This window comes from Gemmatimonadota bacterium (assembly GCA_016714015.1).
Taxonomy (GTDB): domain Bacteria; phylum Gemmatimonadota; class Gemmatimonadetes; order Gemmatimonadales; family Gemmatimonadaceae; genus Pseudogemmatithrix.
In genome coordinates, this window is record JADJNZ010000001.1 from 720,795 (window position 1) to 738,827 (window position 18,033).

The 18,033-nt window shown below is 69.8% G+C and carries 16 protein-coding genes and 1 riboswitch; of the genes, 7 read left to right on the forward strand and 9 right to left on the reverse strand.

The window, feature by feature from the left end; all coding sequences use genetic code 11:
• Positions 1–29: 29 nt before the first annotated feature.
• The 6 genes from IPJ78_03075 to IPJ78_03100 form a co-directional block, all read right to left on the reverse strand.
• The gene (locus IPJ78_03075; protein MBK7905523.1) at positions 30–503 is read right to left on the reverse strand and encodes an EVE domain-containing protein; all 474 of its coding nucleotides are present in this window, start codon (positions 501–503) and stop codon (positions 30–32) included.
• A complete protein-coding gene (locus tag IPJ78_03080) occupies positions 500–1,738 on the reverse strand; it encodes an aminotransferase class V-fold PLP-dependent enzyme (GenBank protein ID MBK7905524.1) in 1,239 nt (412 codons plus the stop codon). Before IPJ78_03080 ends, IPJ78_03075 begins: the two co-directional genes overlap by 4 nt.
• A 93-nt stretch (positions 1,739–1,831) precedes the next feature.
• Entirely contained in the window at positions 1,832–2,992 is a 1,161-nt protein-coding gene (locus IPJ78_03085; protein ID MBK7905525.1) for a glycogen-binding domain-containing protein, read from the reverse strand.
• Between the two features lies 1 nt (position 2,993).
• Positions 2,994–3,641: a hypothetical protein gene (locus IPJ78_03090; protein ID MBK7905526.1), complete on the reverse strand. Its 648-nt coding sequence runs from the start codon at positions 3,639–3,641 to the stop codon at positions 2,994–2,996.
• A 14-nt stretch (positions 3,642–3,655) separates the two neighbouring features.
• On the reverse strand, positions 3,656–4,291 hold the full coding sequence (locus tag IPJ78_03095; protein MBK7905527.1) for an isoamylase early set domain-containing protein: 636 nt from the start codon (positions 4,289–4,291) through the stop codon (positions 3,656–3,658).
• Positions 4,284–4,844 carry a sigma-70 family RNA polymerase sigma factor gene (locus tag IPJ78_03100; protein MBK7905528.1) on the reverse strand — a complete coding sequence of 187 codons (561 nt, stop codon included), beginning with the start codon at positions 4,842–4,844 and terminating at the stop codon, positions 4,284–4,286. Before IPJ78_03100 ends, IPJ78_03095 begins: the two co-directional genes overlap by 8 nt.
• Positions 4,845–4,980: 136 nt before the next feature.
• On the opposite strand from IPJ78_03100, the gene IPJ78_03105 reads away from it, so the two are divergent.
• From IPJ78_03105 to IPJ78_03130, 6 genes are all read left to right on the forward strand, one after another.
• The gene (locus tag IPJ78_03105; GenBank protein ID MBK7905529.1) at positions 4,981–6,558 is read left to right on the forward strand and encodes an aldehyde dehydrogenase family protein; all 1,578 of its coding nucleotides are present in this window, start codon (positions 4,981–4,983) and stop codon (positions 6,556–6,558) included.
• Positions 6,558–7,145: a YggT family protein gene (locus IPJ78_03110; protein ID MBK7905530.1), complete on the forward strand. Its 588-nt coding sequence runs from the start codon at positions 6,558–6,560 to the stop codon at positions 7,143–7,145. Before IPJ78_03105 ends, IPJ78_03110 begins: the two co-directional genes overlap by 1 nt.
• On the forward strand, positions 7,028–7,444 hold the full coding sequence (locus tag IPJ78_03115) for a DUF167 domain-containing protein (protein MBK7905531.1): 417 nt from the start codon (positions 7,028–7,030) through the stop codon (positions 7,442–7,444). Before IPJ78_03110 ends, IPJ78_03115 begins: the two co-directional genes overlap by 118 nt.
• A gap of 14 nt (positions 7,445–7,458) precedes the next feature.
• Positions 7,459–7,534: riboswitch (SAM riboswitch) on the forward strand.
• A gap of 105 nt (positions 7,535–7,639) precedes the next feature.
• Positions 7,640–8,470: a methylenetetrahydrofolate reductase [NAD(P)H] gene (gene metF, locus IPJ78_03120; GenBank protein ID MBK7905532.1), complete on the forward strand. Its 831-nt coding sequence runs from the start codon at positions 7,640–7,642 to the stop codon at positions 8,468–8,470.
• On the forward strand, positions 8,467–12,180 hold the full coding sequence (gene metH, locus IPJ78_03125) for a methionine synthase (GenBank protein ID MBK7905533.1): 3,714 nt from the start codon (positions 8,467–8,469) through the stop codon (positions 12,178–12,180). The genes metF and metH overlap by 4 nt, the downstream gene beginning before the upstream one ends.
• Before the next feature lie 174 nt (positions 12,181–12,354).
• Positions 12,355–13,515, forward strand: a complete 1,161-nt coding sequence (locus IPJ78_03130) for an EAL domain-containing response regulator (GenBank protein ID MBK7905534.1) — start codon at positions 12,355–12,357, stop codon at positions 13,513–13,515.
• A 10-nt stretch (positions 13,516–13,525) separates the two neighbouring features.
• Here IPJ78_03130 and IPJ78_03135 read toward each other — a convergent pair whose 3' ends face one another.
• Positions 13,526–14,599: a hypothetical protein gene (locus IPJ78_03135; GenBank protein ID MBK7905535.1), complete on the reverse strand. Its 1,074-nt coding sequence runs from the start codon at positions 14,597–14,599 to the stop codon at positions 13,526–13,528.
• A gap of 209 nt (positions 14,600–14,808) precedes the next feature.
• On the opposite strand from IPJ78_03135, the gene IPJ78_03140 reads away from it, so the two are divergent.
• Positions 14,809–15,975, forward strand: coding sequence for an acyl-CoA dehydrogenase family protein (locus IPJ78_03140; GenBank protein ID MBK7905536.1), 1,167 nt, complete (start codon positions 14,809–14,811; stop codon positions 15,973–15,975).
• Positions 15,976–16,039: 64 nt separating this feature from the next.
• Here IPJ78_03140 and IPJ78_03145 read toward each other — a convergent pair whose 3' ends face one another.
• Complete coding sequence (locus IPJ78_03145) at positions 16,040–17,509, reverse strand: sodium/proline symporter (GenBank protein MBK7905537.1); 1,470 nt, start codon at positions 17,507–17,509, stop codon at positions 16,040–16,042.
• The gene (locus tag IPJ78_03150) at positions 17,506–17,928 is read right to left on the reverse strand and encodes a hypothetical protein (GenBank protein ID MBK7905538.1); all 423 of its coding nucleotides are present in this window, start codon (positions 17,926–17,928) and stop codon (positions 17,506–17,508) included. The genes IPJ78_03145 and IPJ78_03150 overlap by 4 nt, the downstream gene beginning before the upstream one ends.
• Between the last annotated feature and the right edge of the window lie 105 nt (positions 17,929–18,033).

Genomic DNA, 18,033 nt, shown 5'->3' on the forward strand with positions numbered 1-18,033 from the left:
GGCGCAGGCGCCCGGCGATCAGAGGGCGTTCACTCCGCCGGCACACCCGCGTGCTTGCACACCAGCGCCCACTCCTTCGCCGTGACCGGCTGCACGCTGAGGCGGCTCCCGCGCTGGAGCAGCACCATCTTCTCGAGCCCCTTGAGCGCCTTGAGCTCGGCGAGCGTGACGATCCTGGGAAGTGTGCGCACGGCCCTCACATCCACCTGGATCCAGGTCGGGGTCTCCGGCTTCGACTTGGGATCGAAGTGGTCATCCGCCGGGTCGAAGGCGGTCGGATCGGGATAGCCCTCCTTCACCACCTCGCAGATCCCCACGATCCCCGTCGGGTCGGCGCTCGAGTGATAGAAGAAGCAGCGGTCCCCCTTCTTCATCAGGTCGCGCATGGTGTTGCGCGCCTGAAAGTTCCGCACGCCGCTCCACCCGGTGGTCGACTTCGGCGCCTTCCGGAGGTCGTCGAACGAGAAGGTCGACGGTTCCGACTTGAGCAACCAGTGACTCACGCCGAGATGCCCCGCCGGATCGCGACCTTGACCGCATCGACGAACGTGTCGATCTCGTCGACGCTCGTGTAGACGCTCGGCGTGATGCGGATGCCCTTGAACTCGGGGTGCACGATCGGCGTGTTCACGATGCGATAGTTGCTCATTAACCATCCGCCGAGCTGCACCGGGTCGATACCGTCGACGTTGAAGAGCGCGATCGCGCCGGACTTCTCGGGCCCGAGCTCGGTGAGCACCTTCACCCGCGGCGACTCGGCGAGGAGCGCCTTCGCCCAGCGGTCGCGGAGGTAGCGGAGCCGCGCGATCTTGCGGTCGGCGCCGATGCCGCGGTGGAAGTTGATCGCGACAGAGACGGCGTTGAACAGCGCCTGCGGGTGCGTGCCGATCTCCTCGTACTTGCGGATGTTGGCCACGCGCGAGACGTCGGAGCCCATCATCGGCCAGAGCTTCGCGATCTTCTCCTTGCGCACGTACAGGAAGCCCGAGCCGATCGGCGCATGCATCCACTTGTGGAGCGAGGTCGCGTAGTAGTCGCAGTCGAGCTGGTCGCGCGTGAAGGGGAAGTGCGCGAACGCGTGCGCCCCGTCCACGAACACCTCGATGCCGCGCGGACGCGCGATCTGCACCACCTCCCGGATGGGGAGGATTTGTCCGGTGAGGTTGGTGATGTGCGTGAGCTCGATGACCTTCGTGCGCGGCGTGATCGCCTGCTCGATGATCCGGACGAACGCCTTGGGGTCGGTCATCGGGACGGGGAACGACACCTGCTTGAGGACGATCCCCTCGCGCCGCTCGCGCTGCTGCCAGGTGGTGATCATCCGCCCGTAGTTCTGGTTGGTGACGATCACCTCGTCGCCGCGCTGGAGGTCGATCCCGAGGATCATGATCTCGAGCCCCTCGGACGCGTTGCGCGTGATCGCCATCTCCTCGGGATCGCAACCGAACTCCTTGGCGAGTTCGCGGCGCGTGGACTCCATGCGCGGCTCGAGGACCCGCCAGTTGTGCTCCACCGGCAGCTCGTTGACGAACCGCAGGTCGCGGATCATCTGCTCGAGCACATGGCTCGGCGCCGGCGAGATGCCGCCGTTGTTCAGGTTGATCATCGTCCGTTCGGCGTCGAACGCGCGCTGGATCAGCCCCCAGTACGCCTCGTCATCCGCGAGGGCGGCGGCGGTGCGGCCACCGGCCACCGTCTCCGCCTTGAAGAGCTGCGCGACCGCGCGCTCGCTGAACACCGGGAGGGCAGCACCGGCGCCGGCGAGACCGGCGAGGAAGGAACGACGCGACGTGAACGGCACGATCGGGCTCCGGAGGAGGGGGGTGATCCGCTAAGGTACCACGATCAGGCCCGATTCGCCGCCGAAATCGTCGCGCACGCGCGCGAGGTTCCGCGGGGCGCGCCAGGGCCCGAGGTTGGCGCGCACGCCCACATGATGCTTGCCCGGCGGCAACGGGATGCGGGCGACCCATACCGTGCCTTCGCGCACCATCGGCACCGGCCGCCAGTCGGAGAAGTCGCCGGCGACCTCCACCGCGAGGGTGTCGTGCGCCTGCACCCGCACGACCAAGGTCGCACCTTCGCCCTCGCGCGGGGCGAGCAGCGCCTCGGCGATCGCGACGCGCTGCATCACGGGCAGCGGCTTCGGCCCGATGCTCACGCGGACGGAGGCGGTGATGATGTCCGCCTGCGGCAGGCCGCGCAGCGGGTCCGAGAGCTGCCGTCCGGCACTCGCCAGGAAGGCGATGTCGTCGGAGAGCTGCAGCACGCCGCTCAGCGAGAGGCCTTCGCCCCCGTCGTCGGTGCCGGCGATCCCGCGACGATCCGTCCAGGAGGCGGAGAGCTCATGCGGGCCTCGTCGGGCCTGCATCGCGAACTGCCAGTCCTCGAGCTCGTACGAGAGTGCGAAGGGCGCGATCGTCCCACCGCTCGCGAAGAGCAGGGGGAAATCGTCGGAGTTCTGGCGCGAGACCGAGGCGCTCGCGAAGAGGAAGCGCCACCGCGTCCATCCGCCGATGTCGCCTGAGTAGCTGCGGCGACGACGACCGTCGCGCACGGTGAGGCCGACCGCGGTCCCGCCCCACGCGCCCCAGGCATCACGCACGTAGTGTTGCCGGATGAACCCCGTGCCGTTGCCGCCACGCCCGGCGCTGCGCAACGAGAAGGTCGCGCCGGTCGCCCCCACGTCGGTGCGCAGGTGCTCGTTGGTGAGCCACGGGAAGACCACCGCCGCGACGGCCTGCGCCGCCGCGAGCGAGTCGCGCGCGTACGTGAGGTTGCCGCTCGAGTAGAGCGTCCACCGGTCGGTCGGCTTGCGCCAATAGATGGCGAGCAGCGCCGCGTCCACCGCCGGCACCGTGTCCTGCCCGTTGAAGCCCGGCTGCCGCACGCTCGCATAGCCCCCTTCGAAGCGGAGCTCCGGGAGCGTCTGCGCGGACAGGCCGCGCGTCGCGAGGACGACGAAGGCGCCCAGCGCCGCGCGGCGGATCACGTCACCGCGGGGGCCTCGAGCCAGTGGGAGCGAGACTGGCGGTGGCAGCAGGTGACGGAAGGAGCGACATCACGCCTCGGGCCCGCACCTCGAGCGCCGCATCGGGCGCCAGCCCGGCCACGACATCGGCCTGGACCGACTGTCCCAGCGAGGCGATCTGCGCCGCGGTCGCGCCGCGTCGCATGAGGGCGGTGATCTGTTCGAGCGCGTGCTTCGCGGGGATCCCGCGCACCACCAGCTCCGTGAGGACGTCGATCGGCATGACCACCGACCGCTCCGCGGGCCAGGACGCACGGATCTGCTTCAGCATCGGGGCGGGCACGCCGTTCACGAGCGCTTCCGCGCCCGAGGCGAGTTCCGCGACCGACATCGAGGGAGCCAGAAGGGCTCGCGCCTGCTCGAGACGCTTCGCCAGCGACGCCACGGCCTCCTGGATCCGCTCCCCGGAAGCCTGCTTCGCGACACCTTCGTTCGCCTTCGCGATGAGCGGCTGCACCGGCAGCCCCTTCGCCGCGGCCCGAGCGATCTCCCGCTCGACGGCCGTGCGCGTCCTCGCATCGGCGATGGGCAGCACCACCGACCCCTGCTGCGCAGCGAGCGCAGGGGCGGCGGACACGCTGGCGAGCACCAGCGCGACGAGAGTGATCACTCTACGATGCATGCTCATCGGGCGAAGACCATCACGACGGAACCCTCGCGGCCGTAGTCCGCGTCGCCCGCCTTGGGCGCGCGCGGATCGGCCACCATCAATGTACCGTCGATGAGGAAGGCGTACACGTGCCGGCCGGGCGCGAGGGGGACCGTCGCAGTCCAGAGCCCGCTCTCCAGCCGGGTGAGCGGGAGTGCCCCGCCCTGCCACTCGTTGAAGTCGCCCACGAGCGACACGCTCCGCGCGTCGGCGCGGTCGAGCACGAACTGCGTCGCGACCGGGGCGGACTCGCCCCCTATCGCCGCCGCCGGGATGACCGGCACGCCGCCCGCCAAGGCCGCGTCCGGCGCGCCCGTCGGGGTCGGGAACTCGCCCGTCGCCATCATCGGCTCACGCTCGGCGCGCGGCTCCACCGACCCGCGGGCGAGGAACCCCGCGAAGAGGGCGAAGGCCGCCACGGCGGAGGCGCCGAGCCCCGAAAGGGCCGGCACCCGCCAGGCATCGAGGAACCGCCGCCACGCCGACGGGCGCGGCGCGGCCCACACCGCGCTCAGCAGTTGAGCCACCGCCCGCGGGTCCGCCTGTGCCTCCGGCGCCTCCCGCAGTGTCGCGCGAACCTGCGCGATGATCCTGTCCTGTCCGTCACTCATCCCGTATCACCTCGGTGAGGCGCGCTCGCAGTACGTCGCACGCCCGTTTCACTCGCATTCGGAGCGCACTGAGGCCCACGCCCGTCACCGCGGCGATGTCCTCGTACGCCATGTCCTCCACATGTCGGAGCAGGAACGCCTCCCGCTGCTCCACCGGCAGGGTCGCGAGGACCCGGTAGATCTCCTCCGTCCAGTCTCGGTCGTCGCCCTCGCGGACTGGACCGCCCCGCTCCGGCACTTCCCCGTACTGGATCACCGTCGCATGCCGTCGCCGCTTCTCCATCAGGCTCCGGCACCGATTCGCCAGGATGCGGAACAGCCAGGGCTCGAACCGGGCATCGTCCCGGAACCGGCCGAGGTTGTGCCACACCCGCACGAACGCGTCCTGCACCGCCTCCTCGGCGTCCTCGCGATTGCCCACCATGTGCAGGGCGAACCGCAGGGAACGCTGGTACATCACGTCCACGAGCTGGGCGAAGGCCTGACGGTCCCCTGCCTTGGCGCGCAGCGGGAGCGTCGGGTCAATGGAAGTGCCGGGGCGTTGATCTGACATGAGCGAGGTGCGGGGAAGTTGCCCCGCCGACTGCGCTCCGCGCCACGGCGAATCTCCGGGGAGAGCCCCGTCCATCGCGTTGACCGTCACATCATCTAGTACCCGCTGAGGGGGTGGGGTGTCACATTTCAGGACAATGAGCCACCCCCCTGTGCCCCCCTCGCCTCGCCGCCCCGTCGAGTCGCGCGACCCCACCACCGGCGAGGTCTGGAAGCGCTGGGACTCGGTCGACGCGGCGGGCGTCGCCGCCGCCGTCGCCAAGGCGCGCGCGGCCCAGCCCGGATGGGCCGCCCAGTCGCCAGCCGAGCGCGTGCAGGTGATCGACCGCTTCCGTGCGGTCCTCCTCCGGCGCAGCGAGGAGGTCTCGCGCATCATCACGCGCGAATCGGGGAAGCCCCTCGTCGATGCCACCGGCGCCGACGTCACCGTCGCCCTCGACTTCGCCGCCTGGGTCGCGAACGAGGTGCCGCGATTCCTCCGCGCGCGACCGCGCGGCGTCGCCGGCATGACGATGTGGCGCAAGCGCGTCCGCATCGAGCGCAAGCCGCTGGGCGTCGTCGGCATCATCGCGCCGTGGAACTACCCGTTCTTCCTCCCGACCTCGTGCGCACTCCCGATGATCGCCTGCGGCAACGCGGTGCTCGTGAAGCCGAGCGAGTTCACGCCCGCGTCGGGCGCGATCCTCGAGGACCTGCTCCGCGAGGCCGGGCTCCCCGAGGGCGTGCTGCAGGTGATCCAGGGGGACGGCGTCACCGGGGCCGCCCTCACGCGCGGTGGCGTGGACAAGATGATGTTCACCGGCGGTGCCGCCGCGGGACGCGCGGTCGCGGTCGCCTGCGCCGAGCAGCTCATCCCCTGCTCGCTCGAGCTCGGCGGGAGCGATGCGGCGATCGTGCTGAGCGATGCCGACCTCCGCTACACGGCCGATGGGCTCGCCTGGACGCGCTTCTCGAACGCGGGGCAGACCTGCGTCGCGCCCAAGCGCATCTATGTGGAGGCGCCGGTCTACGACCGGTTCGTCGTGGAGATGGCAGCCGCGGTGCAGGCGCTCAAGGTCGGGCCGGGCGCCGATCCGCTGAACGAGGTGGGTCCGCTCATCCGGCCGCAGGCGGTGGCGACGATCCGGGCGCAGTGCGAGGACGCCGTGGCGAAGGGCGCGCGCATCGCCGCGCAGGCGAGCGCGCCGACCGCAGGCGAGTTCTTCCCGCCGACGATGCTCGTCGACGTGAACGACTCGATGCGCGTGCTGACCGAGGAGACGTTCGGTCCGCTGCTGCCGGTGATAAAGGTGCGCGATGCCGACGAGGCGATCGCGCGCGCGAACGCCTCCTCGTACGGGCTCTCGGGGAGCGTATGGACGACCGACCGGGCGCGCGGTCTGGCGGTGGCGAAGCGCTTGGAGACCGGGACGGTTCTGCTCAATGACGCGCTCGCGGTGGTGGGCATGGCCGACGTTCCGTATGGCGGCGTGAAGTCGAGTGGCGTGGGGCGGATGCACGGGCGCGAGGGGCTGGAGGACTGCGTGAAGTCGACGCCGATCGTCGACGACCTGTTCCCCACCTGGCACCAGCCGTGGTGGTTCGGCTACGGCCCCGCGCATCTTGAGCGGGTGCGCGCATACCAGCGCTTCGCGCACGGCGGGAGCATCGGTGAGCGCCTGAGCGGGCTCGCTGGCACGCTCGCCCTCGTCTTCGCGAAGAAGGGGCGCCGCTGATGCGCGCGCTCATCGCGCTGCTCGACATCCTGCTCGACGTCGTGCGTTCGGGCTCGGCGGCGCTCCTCGCGATCGGCGCCGTGCTCGCCGCCCTCGCGTGGGCCGTCCGCGCGCGGAAGGTGAACCCCTTCGGTGGCCTGGCCCGGTTCACGCGCCGCGCCGTCGAGCCGATCCTGACGCCGGTCGACCGGCGTCTCGCGCGCCACGGGATCATCGGGGCGAACGTGCCGTGGTGGGCCCTGCTGCTGCTGCTCATGGCCTGCGCCACGCTCATCTTCCTGGTCGGCTTCGTCCGTGACGCGCTCCTCACGACCTACCTCGCGGCGAACGCCGGTCCTCGCGGGATGCTCGTGCTGGTGGTGCGTGCCAGCTTCGGCGTGCTGCAGATCGCGCTCCTCGTCCGCATCGTGACGTCATGGATCGGCGGCGCCTACTCGGCGGCAGGGCGACTCGCCTTCCGGCTCACCGAATGGTTCCTCGGGCCGCTGCGGCGCGCGCTCCCGACGACCAGCGGCATCGACTTCTCGCCGATGCTCGCCTGGTTCCTCCTCTCGATCGTGCAGAGCGCGTTTCTGAGCATCCTGTGAGCCACTTCCCCGTCACCGAACGCGATGGGGCTGTGCGCTTCGCGGTCCGCGTGCAACCGCGCTCGAGCAGAACCGGCGTCGAGGGGGTGCATGGGGACGCACTCAAGGTGCGCGTGAACGCCCCGCCGGTGGACGGGGCGGCGAACGAGGCGGTGGTGGAGGTGTTGGCCGAGGCGCTCGGCGTGCCGCGGCGCCTGATCCGGATCGTGACGGGTGAGTCGTCGCGGTCGAAGGTGGTGGAGATCGCAGGAGTCGGGGCCGCTGCGATCCGGGACCTTGCCATCCGTTCATCCGGATGATAGGTTAAAGCCTACAACCGATCCGTGGCGATTTCGAGGCAAATTGCGGCCACGTTAAACAACCAGCTAAAGCGCCAGCCCGGTGCGCCTCGACGCCCCCGGGCTTTGTCTTTTCCAGGAGCTGCCGTGAGCTCACTCGTCCTGCCGGTCCCGTTCCAGGTCTCCTTCGAGTTCTTCCCGCCCAAGACGGCGGAGATGGAGGAGACGTTGTGGAAGTCGATCACGCGCCTCGCCCCGCTGCAGCCGCGCTTCGTCTCCGTCACGTACGGGGCCGGCGGTTCGACGCGCGAGCGGACGCACCACACGGTGCACCGGATCAGGGAAGAGACGTCACTGGTGCCGGCGGCGCACCTGACCTGCGTGGCCGCGACGCGCGCGGAGATCGATGCGGTCGCCGACGACTACTGGAGCGTGGGCGTGCGGCACATCGTGGCCCTGCGCGGCGACCTGCTCGAGGGGCGCACGCATCCGGCGCCGGACGGGTACCGCTACGCATCGGAGCTGATCGCGGGGCTCCGGAAGCGCCACGACTTCGAGATCTCGGTCGCCGCGTATCCCGAGGTGCATCCCGATGCCACCTCGCCCGATGCCGACCTCGACAACCTCAAGCGGAAGATCGACGCCGGCGCGACGCGCGCGATCACGCAGTTCTTCTTCGACAACTGGACCTACCTGCGATTCCTCGACCGCGCACGGAAGGCGGGGATCACCGTGCCGATCGTCCCGGGGATCATGCCCGTGACGAACTTCACCCAGATGGCGAAGTTCGCGAAGCAGACCGGCGCAAGCATCCCGCGCGAGTTCGCGCGGATGTTCGACGGGCTCGAGAACGATCCCGAGACCCGCAAGCTCGTCGCCGCGACGGTCGCGGCCGAGCAGTGCCAGCAGCTTGAGCGCGCCGGCGTGACCGAGTTCCACTTCTACACGCTCAACCGGGCGGACCTGACGTACGCCCTGTGTCATGTGCTCGGCCTCCGGCCGAGCACGAGGGCAGCGGGCGGAAACCAGCTGGGAGAACGCACATGACGGGGTTCACGCGGGCGCAGCGCATCGCGGCGCTTCACGACGAGGTCACCAGGCGCCTGCTCATCATCGATGGCGCCATGGGGACGATGGTGCAGACCCACGGCCTCAAGGAGGCCGACTATCGCGGCGAGCGGTTCAAGGACTGGGCGCGCGACCTGAAGGGGAACAACGACCTCCTGATCCTCACGCGACCCGACGTGGTCGGCGGCATCCACCGCCAGTACCTCGAGGCGGGTGCGGACATCATCGAGACGGCGACGTTCAATTCGACGCGTATCTCGATGGCCGACTATGGGATGCAGGCGATCGTGCGCGAGCTCAACGTCGAAGGCGCCCGCCTCGCCCGCACGATCTGCGACGAGTTCGAGTCGAAGGATGGCCGCCCGCGTTGGGTCGCCGGCGTGCTGGGCCCCCTCAATCGCACGGCCTCGCTCTCCCCTGACGTGAACGACCCCGGGGCGCGCAACGTCGTCTTCACCGAGCTGGTGGAGGCGTACGTCGAGGCCACCGAAGGGCTCCTCGACGGCGGCGCCGACATCGTCCTCATCGAGACGATCTTCGACACGCTCAACGCGAAGGGCGCGATCTTCGCCGTCGAGCAGGTGTTCGAGGCGCGCGGGATGCGCGTGCCGGTGATGATCTCCGGCACCATCACCGACGCCTCGGGGCGCACGCTCACCGGCCAGACCACCGAAGCCTTCTGGAACTCGGTGATGCACGCGAAGCCGTTCTCCGTCGGCCTCAACTGCGCCCTCGGCGCGAAGGACCTGCGCGCCTACGTGCAGGAGCTCTCGCGCGTCGCGGACTGCTACGTGACGGTGCACCCCAACGCGGGCCTGCCCAACGAGATGGGCGGCTACGACGAGACGCCGGACTACACGTCGTCGATCCTGCGCGAGTTCGCGGAGTCCGGCCTGGTGAACGTGGTCGGCGGCTGTTGCGGCACGACGCCGGCGCATATCCGGGCGATCGCCGAGGCGGTGCGGCCGTTGCCGCCGCGGCGGATCCCGGAGATCCCGAAGCGCCTCCGCCTGAGCGGCCTCGAGCCGCTGGTCATCGGCCCCGACTCGAACTTCGTGAACGTCGGCGAGCGCACGAACGTGACCGGGTCGAAGAAGTTCGCGGAGCTGATCCTCGGCGGGCACTACGACCAGGCGCTCGAGGTCGCGCGGCAGCAGGTCGACGCCGGCGCCGTGGTGATCGACGTGAACATGGACGAGGGCATGCTCGACGCCGAGGCGGCGATGACGCGCTTCCTGAACCTCGTCGCGAGCGAGCCGGGGATCTCCAAGGTCCCGCTCATGATCGACTCGTCCAAGTGGAAGGTGATCGAGGCGGGCCTGCGCTGTGTGCAGGGCAAGGGGATCGTGAACTCGATCTCGATGAAGGAAGGCGAGGCCGAGTTCGTGCGTCAGGCGACGCTTGTCCGGCGTTACGGCGCAGCCGTGATCGTCATGGCGTTCGACGAGCAGGGCCAGGCCGACACGGTGGAGCGGAAGGTCGCCATCTGCGAGCGGGCCTACCGGATCCTCACCGAGCAGGTCGGGTTCCCGCCCGAGGACATCATCTTCGACCCGAACATCTTCGCGATCGCGACGGGGATCGAGGAGCACGATGCGTACGCGCTCGCCTTCATCGAGGCGACCCGCCGGATCAAGGAACGGTGCCCGCACGCCCGCATCTCCGGCGGCGTGAGCAACGTCTCGTTCTCGTTCCGCGGCAACAACCCGGTGCGCGAGGCGATCCACTCGGTGTTCCTGTACCATGCCGTGAAGGCCGGCATGGACATGGGCATCGTGAACGCCGGTGCGCTGGTGCTCTACGAGGACATCCCCGCCGACCTGCGCGAGCGGGTCGAGGACGTGGTCCTCGCGCGCCGTCCGGACGCCACCGAGCGGCTGCTCGCGGTGGCCGACGACGCCAAGGGCCAGGCGCAGAAGAAGAAGGCGGACCTGAGCTGGCGCGAGGCTCCGGTCACGGAGCGGCTCGTGCACGCGCTCGTGTACGGCATCGCCGACTTCGTCGTGGAGGACACCGAGGAGGCGCGGCACCTGTATGACCGCCCCATCGAGGTGATCGAGGGGCCGCTCATGCAGGGCATGAACGTCGTCGGCGACCTCTTCGGCGCAGGGAAGATGTTCCTCCCCCAGGTCGTGAAGTCGGCGCGCGTGATGAAGCGCTCGGTCGCGCACCTCATCCCCTACATCGAGGCGGAGAAGCTCGCCAACGCCGACTCGCGGGCGAAGGGGAAGGTGCTCATGGCCACGGTGAAGGGCGACGTGCACGACATCGGCAAGAACATCGTGGGCGTCGTGCTGCAGTGCAACAACTACGAGGTGATCGACCTGGGCGTGATGGTCCCGCCTGGGAAGATCCTCGAGGCGGCACGGGAGCACCGCGTCGACCTGATCGGACTCTCGGGGCTCATCACCCCGTCGCTCGAGGAGATGGCGTTCTTCGCGAGCGAGTTGGAGCGCGAGGGGTGGACGATCCCGCTGCTGATCGGCGGCGCGACCACGTCGAAGGTGCACACGGCGGTCAAGATCGCCCCCAACTACTCGGGGCCGGTGGTGCACGTGCTCGACGCCTCCCGCGCGGTGGGTGTCGCCGGGTCGCTGCTCTCCGACGGGCTCAAGGAGCAGTTCGTCGCCGACATCCGCACCGAGTACGAGGAGGTGCGCGTGGCGCGGGCGGCACGGCAGAAGGAGGTGAAGCGCCAGACACTCGAGCAGGCGCGCGCGAACCGGCCGGTCATCTCCTACGATGGACTCGTGCCGCCGACGCCGAGCTTCGAGGGCGTCCGCGTCTTCGACGACTTCCCGCTCGAGGAGCTCGTTCCGCGCATCGACTGGACGCCGTTCTTCCAGACCTGGGAGCTCGCAGGAGCCTATCCCGCGATCCTTGAGGACGCCGTCGTGGGCGAGGCCGCGCGCAACCTCTGGAAGGACGCGCAGGCGATGCTCCGGCGGATCGTCGACGAGAAGTGGCTGCATGCGCGGGCCGTCGTGGGGTTCTTCAAGGCCAACTCCGATGGGCACGAGGACATCCTCGTGCAGAAGGCGGGAGGCGGCGGACAGCAGGCGGACGTGGTCGTGCACACCATCCGCCAGCAGATGGTGAAGAACGCGGGACCGAACTTCGCGCTCGCCGACTTCGTCGCGTCCAGGGACTCCGGCCTCACCGACTGGCTCGGTGCGTTCGTCGTGACCACGGGCATCGGACTCGACGAGCGGGTGGCGGCCTTCGAGGCGGTGCACGACGACTACTCGTCGATCATGCTCAAGGCGCTCGCCGACCGGCTGGCCGAGGCCTTCGCGGAGCGGCTGCACGAACGCGTGCGGCGTGAGCTGTGGGGCTATGCCCCGAATGAGCACCTGGACAACGCGGCGATCATCAAGGAGCAGTACCAGGGGATCCGGCCGGCGCCGGGCTATCCCGCCTGCCCCGACCACACGGAGAAGCGCACCCTGTTCGACCTCCTCGACGCCGAGCGGAACGCGGGGGTGCACCTGACCGAGAGCTTCGCGATGTTGCCGACGTCCGCGGTGAGCGGCTTCTACTTCTGGCACCCGCAGGCACAGTACTTCGGCGTGGGGAAGATCGAGAAGGACCAGGTCGAGCAGTACGCGGCGCGGAAGGGCATGGACGTCGCGACGGCGGAACGCTGGTTGGCGCCGATCCTCAACTACGATCGCGTTCCCGCGCGCTGAGCCGCGCAACGAGGGAGCGGTGCGCGCCTGCCTCGGCTGTCGCACCGGATGGGACAAGCTGCACCGAAATGGGACGACGTGACCGCTCGAGTGTGAGCCAGGTCACGTTGTCCCTTTCGCATTCGGCCGCTGGACCTATGTTGGGAGGACGAGGCTGTCGCACCCCCACTGCCGATGAAGCCACTCGACTCCCGCCGCATCCTGCTCGTGGACGACGACCCCGCGGTCCTCCGCGCGTCGACGCTCGTGCTCGAGCGCGCCGGATTCTCGGTGCATGCCGTCGCGAGCGGAGCCGCCGCGTTGCGCGCGCTCGACGACGACCGCTACAGCGTCATCGTGAGTGACATCATGATGGACGGGATGACCGGCATCGACCTGCTCCGCATGGTGAAGGAGCGCGAGGACGACATCCCGGTGATCCTCATCACCGGCGGCCCCACACTGGCCACCGCCATCGACGCGATGAACCATGGCGCGCATCGCTACCTGCTGAAGCCGGTCGACCTGGACGAGTTCGTCGAGACGGTGAACCGCGCATCGCTGCTCTCGGAACTCGCGCGACTCAAGCGCGAGGCGTTCGCGCTGCAGCAGGGAAACATCCCGGTCCACGACCATGATCAGCTGAACGCCGCCTTCACCCGCGCGCTCGAGCTGCTGCACATCGTCTATCATCCGATCGTGTCGCTCCGCGAGCGGCGCACGCTCGGCTTCGAGGCGCTCGTGCGCTCGGGCGAGGGGTCGATGCGCAATCCGTCGACGCTACTCGACGCGGCGAGCCTGCTCGGGCGGCAGACGGAGCTCTCGCGGGCGATCTACGCGCTGATCGCGCGCGACGCGGCGTCGATCCGCGACGGCCTGCTCATCTTCGTCAACGTGCACCCGCACGACCTCCTCGACCCGTCGCTGCATGGACAGGGCTCGCCGCTCGCGGCGTTCGCCGACCGGATCGTGCTCGAGGTGACCGAGCGAGCGTCGCTCGATCACTTGGGCGACATCGCCCCGTTCGTCGCCGGGCTCCGCGGCCTCGGGTACCGTCTCGCCGTCGACGACCTCGGCACGGGGTACGCGGGACTCGCGAGCTTCACGCATCTCTCGCCCGACTTCGTGAAGCTCGACCGGTCGCTCGTCGCGGGGATCCACCGGCACGAGACGAAGCGCCGCGTGGTCGGCGCGATGTACACGCTGTGCGCCGACCTCGGGATGCAGGTGATCTCGGAGGGCGTGGAGACGATCGAGGAGCGGGACGCGCTCGTCGCGCTCGGCGCGGACCTGTTGCAGGGCTATCTCTTCGCCAGGCCGTCGGAAGAGGTCTCGGAGCCGATCCTCGTCACCTGATCCTCGCGCGTCAGGGAACTCGCACGCGCGCCGGTCGCAGCCGGAGCATCGGCCAAGGATCGGTCACCCGCTCGGCGAGGAGCGTGTCGGCGAGTGGCGTGAGGAGCCCCGCGCCCGGCGCCTGCGAGAGGATGCGCCCAGTCGCCGCGTCGAGGAGGTAGGCGCGCGTCTCGACCACGTCGGGCGTGATGAGCGCACCCGGCGCGCGACTGCGGCCCCGCGTGCTCTCGAGGTCCTGCCGCGCGACCTGGACGAGCACGCGCGTGCTCCCGAGCGGCATTACGGTCGCGATGTAGTCGATCGCCCACGCGACGTACGCGCCGCCGCCCGGTTGTGCTCCGAATATCCCCACCTTGAAGCTCGGCAGCGTCGTCTCCCAGCGCTGACGGCCGTCGAGGTCGTAGGCGCGCAACAGGCCCTGGTCGCCTCGAATGGCGTAGAGCGTCGCACGGGGTCCGTCGCACAGGAGGGTCGGCCCCGACTGTCGCGACAACTTGATGGCCGCGTCATTCGGATTCCCGTAGATGAACGCCGAGAAGGCTGTGCCGAACGCGCGAATCTCGCGCCGCGCCGTGTCGAGTTCACGGATGACGGCCGAATCACCGCCGATCGAGACGAAGAGCCGGCCGTTCATCGTGCAGAGGGAGGAGTATCTCTCCCCGGTGCCGAAGGTGCGACGGTACCGCACGGTCGCCCCTCGCGCACTCAGCTCGGTGATCCCCTGGAAGGACTGCAGTGCGAAGAGCGTCGAGTCGCCATCGTGCACCAGCCCTATCGGGTTCACGAACTCGCCCGGTCCGCGCCCGCGCCGACCGAACGTACCGAGATGGCGACCACCCTGGTCGAAGATGCGGATCTCGTTGGTCGCGTTGTCCGAGACGTACAGGGTCCCGTCGCCACCCATCGCCATGCCGCCGATGGAACCGAACATGTACGGTCCGGCCTCGTCCTCGCGCCCGATCTCGGCGCGGACGGCCCCGATCGCGAGCACCTGCGCCATCGGTGCCCGCGGGAGTTCGAGCGGTGGGGTCTCTGGTCGTTCCGGCTGGCGACGCGACCCGCCCGGGCGCTCCTGTGCGGACACTGGCGAGCTCCCGAAGGTCAGCGTGACGACGCACGCCGCGACGATGGCGGCGATCCTCGGTGAAGTTCGCGCGTCCGCATGGCGGCTCAGGGGTGGGGGTCGTGGTGCCTCACACGTTCGGTCCCTCCCCGACTCCGGACGGTTGCCCTCCAAGTGTAGATTCCGATACTACGGGAAGCCCAGCGACCCGCCCCCCAGTCCACGCCCCGATGTCGACAGATCCCGGCACCGCCCGCCCCGCGCTCACCATCCTCTCCGAGGACGAACTCGCCTTCCGCGACGCCGTCGCCGAGTTCGCGAAGGGGGAAGTGGCCCCGCGCGTCCAACAGATGGAACGTGACGCCAAGCTCGACCCCGCCCTCATCAAGGCCTACTTCGAGATGGGCCTCATGGGCATCCAGGCCCCCGAGGCGCACGGCGGCGCCGGTGGCTCGGTCATGATGGTCACGCTCGCCGTCGAGGAGATCTCGAAGGTCGACGCCGCCTCGGCGATCATGGTCGACGTGCAAAACACGCTCGTGGCCAATCCGCTCCTCTCGGCCGCGACTCCGGAGCAGATCGCGCGCTGGATGCCGCGGCTCTGCGCCGACACGGTCGGCGCCTACGCGCTTTCCGAGGCATCCAGCGGCTCGGACGCCTTCGCGCTTCAGACCCGCGCGGCGAAGGCGGACGGCGGCTGGAAGCTCACCGGCCGCAAGCTCTGGATCACGAACGGCGCCGAGGCCGGGCTCTACGTGGTCTTCGCCACGGTCGACCCATCGAAGGGCTACAAGGGGATCACGGCCTTCGTCGTCGAGCGCACCGCGCCGGGATTCAGCGTGGGCAAGAAGGAGGACAAGCTTGGCATCCGTGCGTCGAGCACCACCGAGCTGATCCTCGAGGACGTCTTCGTCCCCGATGCGGACGTGCTCGGGACCGTCGGCCAGGGCTACAAGCTCGCGATCGCCGCGCTGAACGAGGGGCGCATCGGCATCGGCGCGCAGATGATCGGCATCGCGCAGGGTGCGCTCACCGCGGCCGTCGCCTACCTCAAGGAGCGGCAGCAGTTCGGCAAGCCGCTCAGCGAGTTCCAGGGGATCCAGTTCCAGGTGGCGCAGGCCGCGACGGAACTCGAGGCGGCGCGGCTGATGGTCTACAACGCGGCGCGGCTCAAGGACGCGGGCGAGGACATCGCACAGGCGGGGGCGATGGCGAAGCTCCTCTCGTCGCAGGTGTGCGAGCGGGTGACGTCCCTCTGCGTCGAGCTCTTCGGCGGGTACGGCTACACGAAGGACTACCCGGTGGAGAAGTTCTATCGCGACGCGAAGATCGGGACGATCTACGAGGGGACCTCGAACATGCAGCTGTCGACGATCGCGAAGTCCTTGCTGCGATGAAGGGTGAAGGGTGGGAGGCGGACGGCGAGGCCGTTCGGCCTCGCCGTCCGCCTCCCACCCTTCGCTACAACCGCATCACCGCGCGAACGTCGGCATCCAGCTGGTCCGATGCTCGGTTGCGAGTGGCGAACGAGACCCCGAGGAAGACCAGCAGCGACGCGACGAGCGTCAGGCCCGTGACCGTCACCCCCGCCGGCAGAGTGAAGACCTTCGCGTAGGCCGCCGTCTCGAGGCCGAGGGTCAGCACCAACCCGGTGGCGATGGAGGCGATGGCGCCCTCTCGCGTCGCCCCCTCCCAGTTGAGTCCGATCGCGAGCGCGGGAAGCGTCGTCGCGGCGAAGAGCCCGTAGCCGAAGATCCCGAGGAAGGCCACGAGCGTACCCGACGTCTGGGCGAGGACGGCACCGGCGACGCACAGCAGCACGGTCCAGACCCGACCGGCGCGGAGGGCGCGCACGTCGTCACGCGGACGGGCCGTCGCGAAGGCCTTCGGCAGGTCATGCGTGATCGCAGCCGCCCCCACCGAGAGGAACGAGCTCACGGTGCTCATGATCGCCGCGGCGACGCCCGAGAAGACCAGCGCCGCAACGACGCGCGGCAGGTACCCGAGGAGGAAGGTCGGCGTCGCATCGTCCGGGCGCGCGAGCGGGGGAAGGTCGCCGCGCGCGACGAGCGCGCGCACCGCGAGACCGACACTGAAGAAGAGCAGGAGCGCGAGCGTCATCGCGCCGGTCATGAGGAGCGGGTACCAGCGGAGTCGCCGCACATCCTTGAGCATGTAGTACTTGTGCGCGACATGCGGCTGCCCGAAGGACCCGACGCCGAAGACGAAGAAGAAGGAGAGCGCGACCATCGCGCCGCGCGCGCCCCACGGGCCGATCAGCGTGGGGTCCGCGGACTGCAGTGCGCGCGTGATGGCCGCGAGGCCGCCACCCGCGTCGAGCGCCGCGATGAAGACGAACGTCGACGTGAGCGCCATCAGCAGCCCCTGGAAGACATCGGTCCAGATGCCGGCGAGGATCCCGCCTCCCACGGAGTACGCGAGGAGCACGGCGGTCCCGGCCCAGAGGCCGGGCGCGAGCCCGACGCCGAAGAGCGCGTCGACCACGATCCCGAGCGCGAGCACGTTGGTGCCGAGGTAGCCGACGACGCCGACGAGGATGGCGACGGCGCTCAGTCCCTGCGCCGCGCGTGACCGGTAGCGCGCGCCGATCGCGTCCGGGACGGTCACGAGTCGCCGCATCTCGCCGAGGAGTCGCATGCGCTTGCCGAGGACGAGCGCGCCCATGGTGTTGGTGAGCGAGGCGGGGAGCGAGATGAACAGCGCGGTCACGCCGACCGTGTAGATCAGCCCGGGCCCGCCGATGAAGGTGAAGCCGCTCAGCGTGGTCGCCATCGCCGCGATCGCGAAGGGGAGGAGTCCCACGTTGCGCCCGGCGACGAAGAAGTCCTCGGTCGTGCGGGTGCGGCGCGCGGCCCACCAGCCGATCCCGGCGCACGCGGCGAAGTACGCGATCCCGACCGCGACGATCATCGGCGGTCCCGCAGGGTCGCGAGATCCGTGTCGTCGAGGACCTCGCGCTCGAATGCGATGCCGTACGCGACGGGCAGCAGCACGAGCGGCACCGCGTGCACGAGGAGCATCAGGATCGCCGTCGGCCGCGGCAGTCCGAGCAGGAGGGGCGCGGTCGCGTCGGGTGCTGGCATCGCGAGCGGGATGAGGAACCCGGCTGCAACGTTTACGAAGCTCGCCGCGATCGCCGCGGCAAGGACGGGCGTCCGGCGGCCATGGCGCGCCGCGCCCAACGACGCGAGTCCGGCGAGCACGGCGGTCGTGCCCGACGCGAGCCACCACGGGGCCGCCGTGGCGCCGAGGCCAAGCAGCACCGCGCCGTACGCGATGGAGACGCCGAGCGTGCCGAGCGAGAGGAGGAGGAGGCCAGCGCGATGCATCGGGGAAAGCTCGCCGCGTGGCGTGTTCCGACGCTACGGGCGCCGCACTGTGCCGCGGACATCAAGGGTCTCTCCTCGCGCGGCAGCGAGCCAAGCGGGGCGGAA

What these genes read in the sequence shown, in the direction of transcription:
- IPJ78_03100 (MBK7905528.1), bottom strand. Translation starts at nt 4,844, where the DNA reads ATGTCAGATCAACGCCCCGGCACTTCCATTGACCCGACGCTCCCGCTG.
- IPJ78_03105 (MBK7905529.1), top strand. Translation starts at nt 4,981, where the DNA reads ATGAGCCACCCCCCTGTGCCCCCCTCGCCTCGCCGCCCCGTCGAGTCG.
- IPJ78_03140 (MBK7905536.1), top strand. Translation starts at nt 14,809, where the DNA reads ATGTCGACAGATCCCGGCACCGCCCGCCCCGCGCTCACCATCCTCTCC.
- IPJ78_03145 (MBK7905537.1), bottom strand. Translation starts at nt 17,509, where the DNA reads ATGATCGTCGCGGTCGGGATCGCGTACTTCGCCGCGTGCGCCGGGATC.
- IPJ78_03130 (MBK7905534.1), top strand. Translation starts at nt 12,355, where the DNA reads ATGAAGCCACTCGACTCCCGCCGCATCCTGCTCGTGGACGACGACCCC.
- IPJ78_03095 (MBK7905527.1), bottom strand. Translation starts at nt 4,291, where the DNA reads ATGAGTGACGGACAGGACAGGATCATCGCGCAGGTTCGCGCGACACTG.
- IPJ78_03115 (MBK7905531.1), top strand. Translation starts at nt 7,028, where the DNA reads ATGGTTCCTCGGGCCGCTGCGGCGCGCGCTCCCGACGACCAGCGGCAT.
- metH (MBK7905533.1), top strand. Translation starts at nt 8,467, where the DNA reads ATGACGGGGTTCACGCGGGCGCAGCGCATCGCGGCGCTTCACGACGAG.
- IPJ78_03110 (MBK7905530.1), top strand. Translation starts at nt 6,558, where the DNA reads ATGCGCGCGCTCATCGCGCTGCTCGACATCCTGCTCGACGTCGTGCGT.
- IPJ78_03150 (MBK7905538.1), bottom strand. Translation starts at nt 17,928, where the DNA reads ATGCATCGCGCTGGCCTCCTCCTCCTCTCGCTCGGCACGCTCGGCGTC.
- metF (MBK7905532.1), top strand. Translation starts at nt 7,640, where the DNA reads ATGGAGGAGACGTTGTGGAAGTCGATCACGCGCCTCGCCCCGCTGCAG.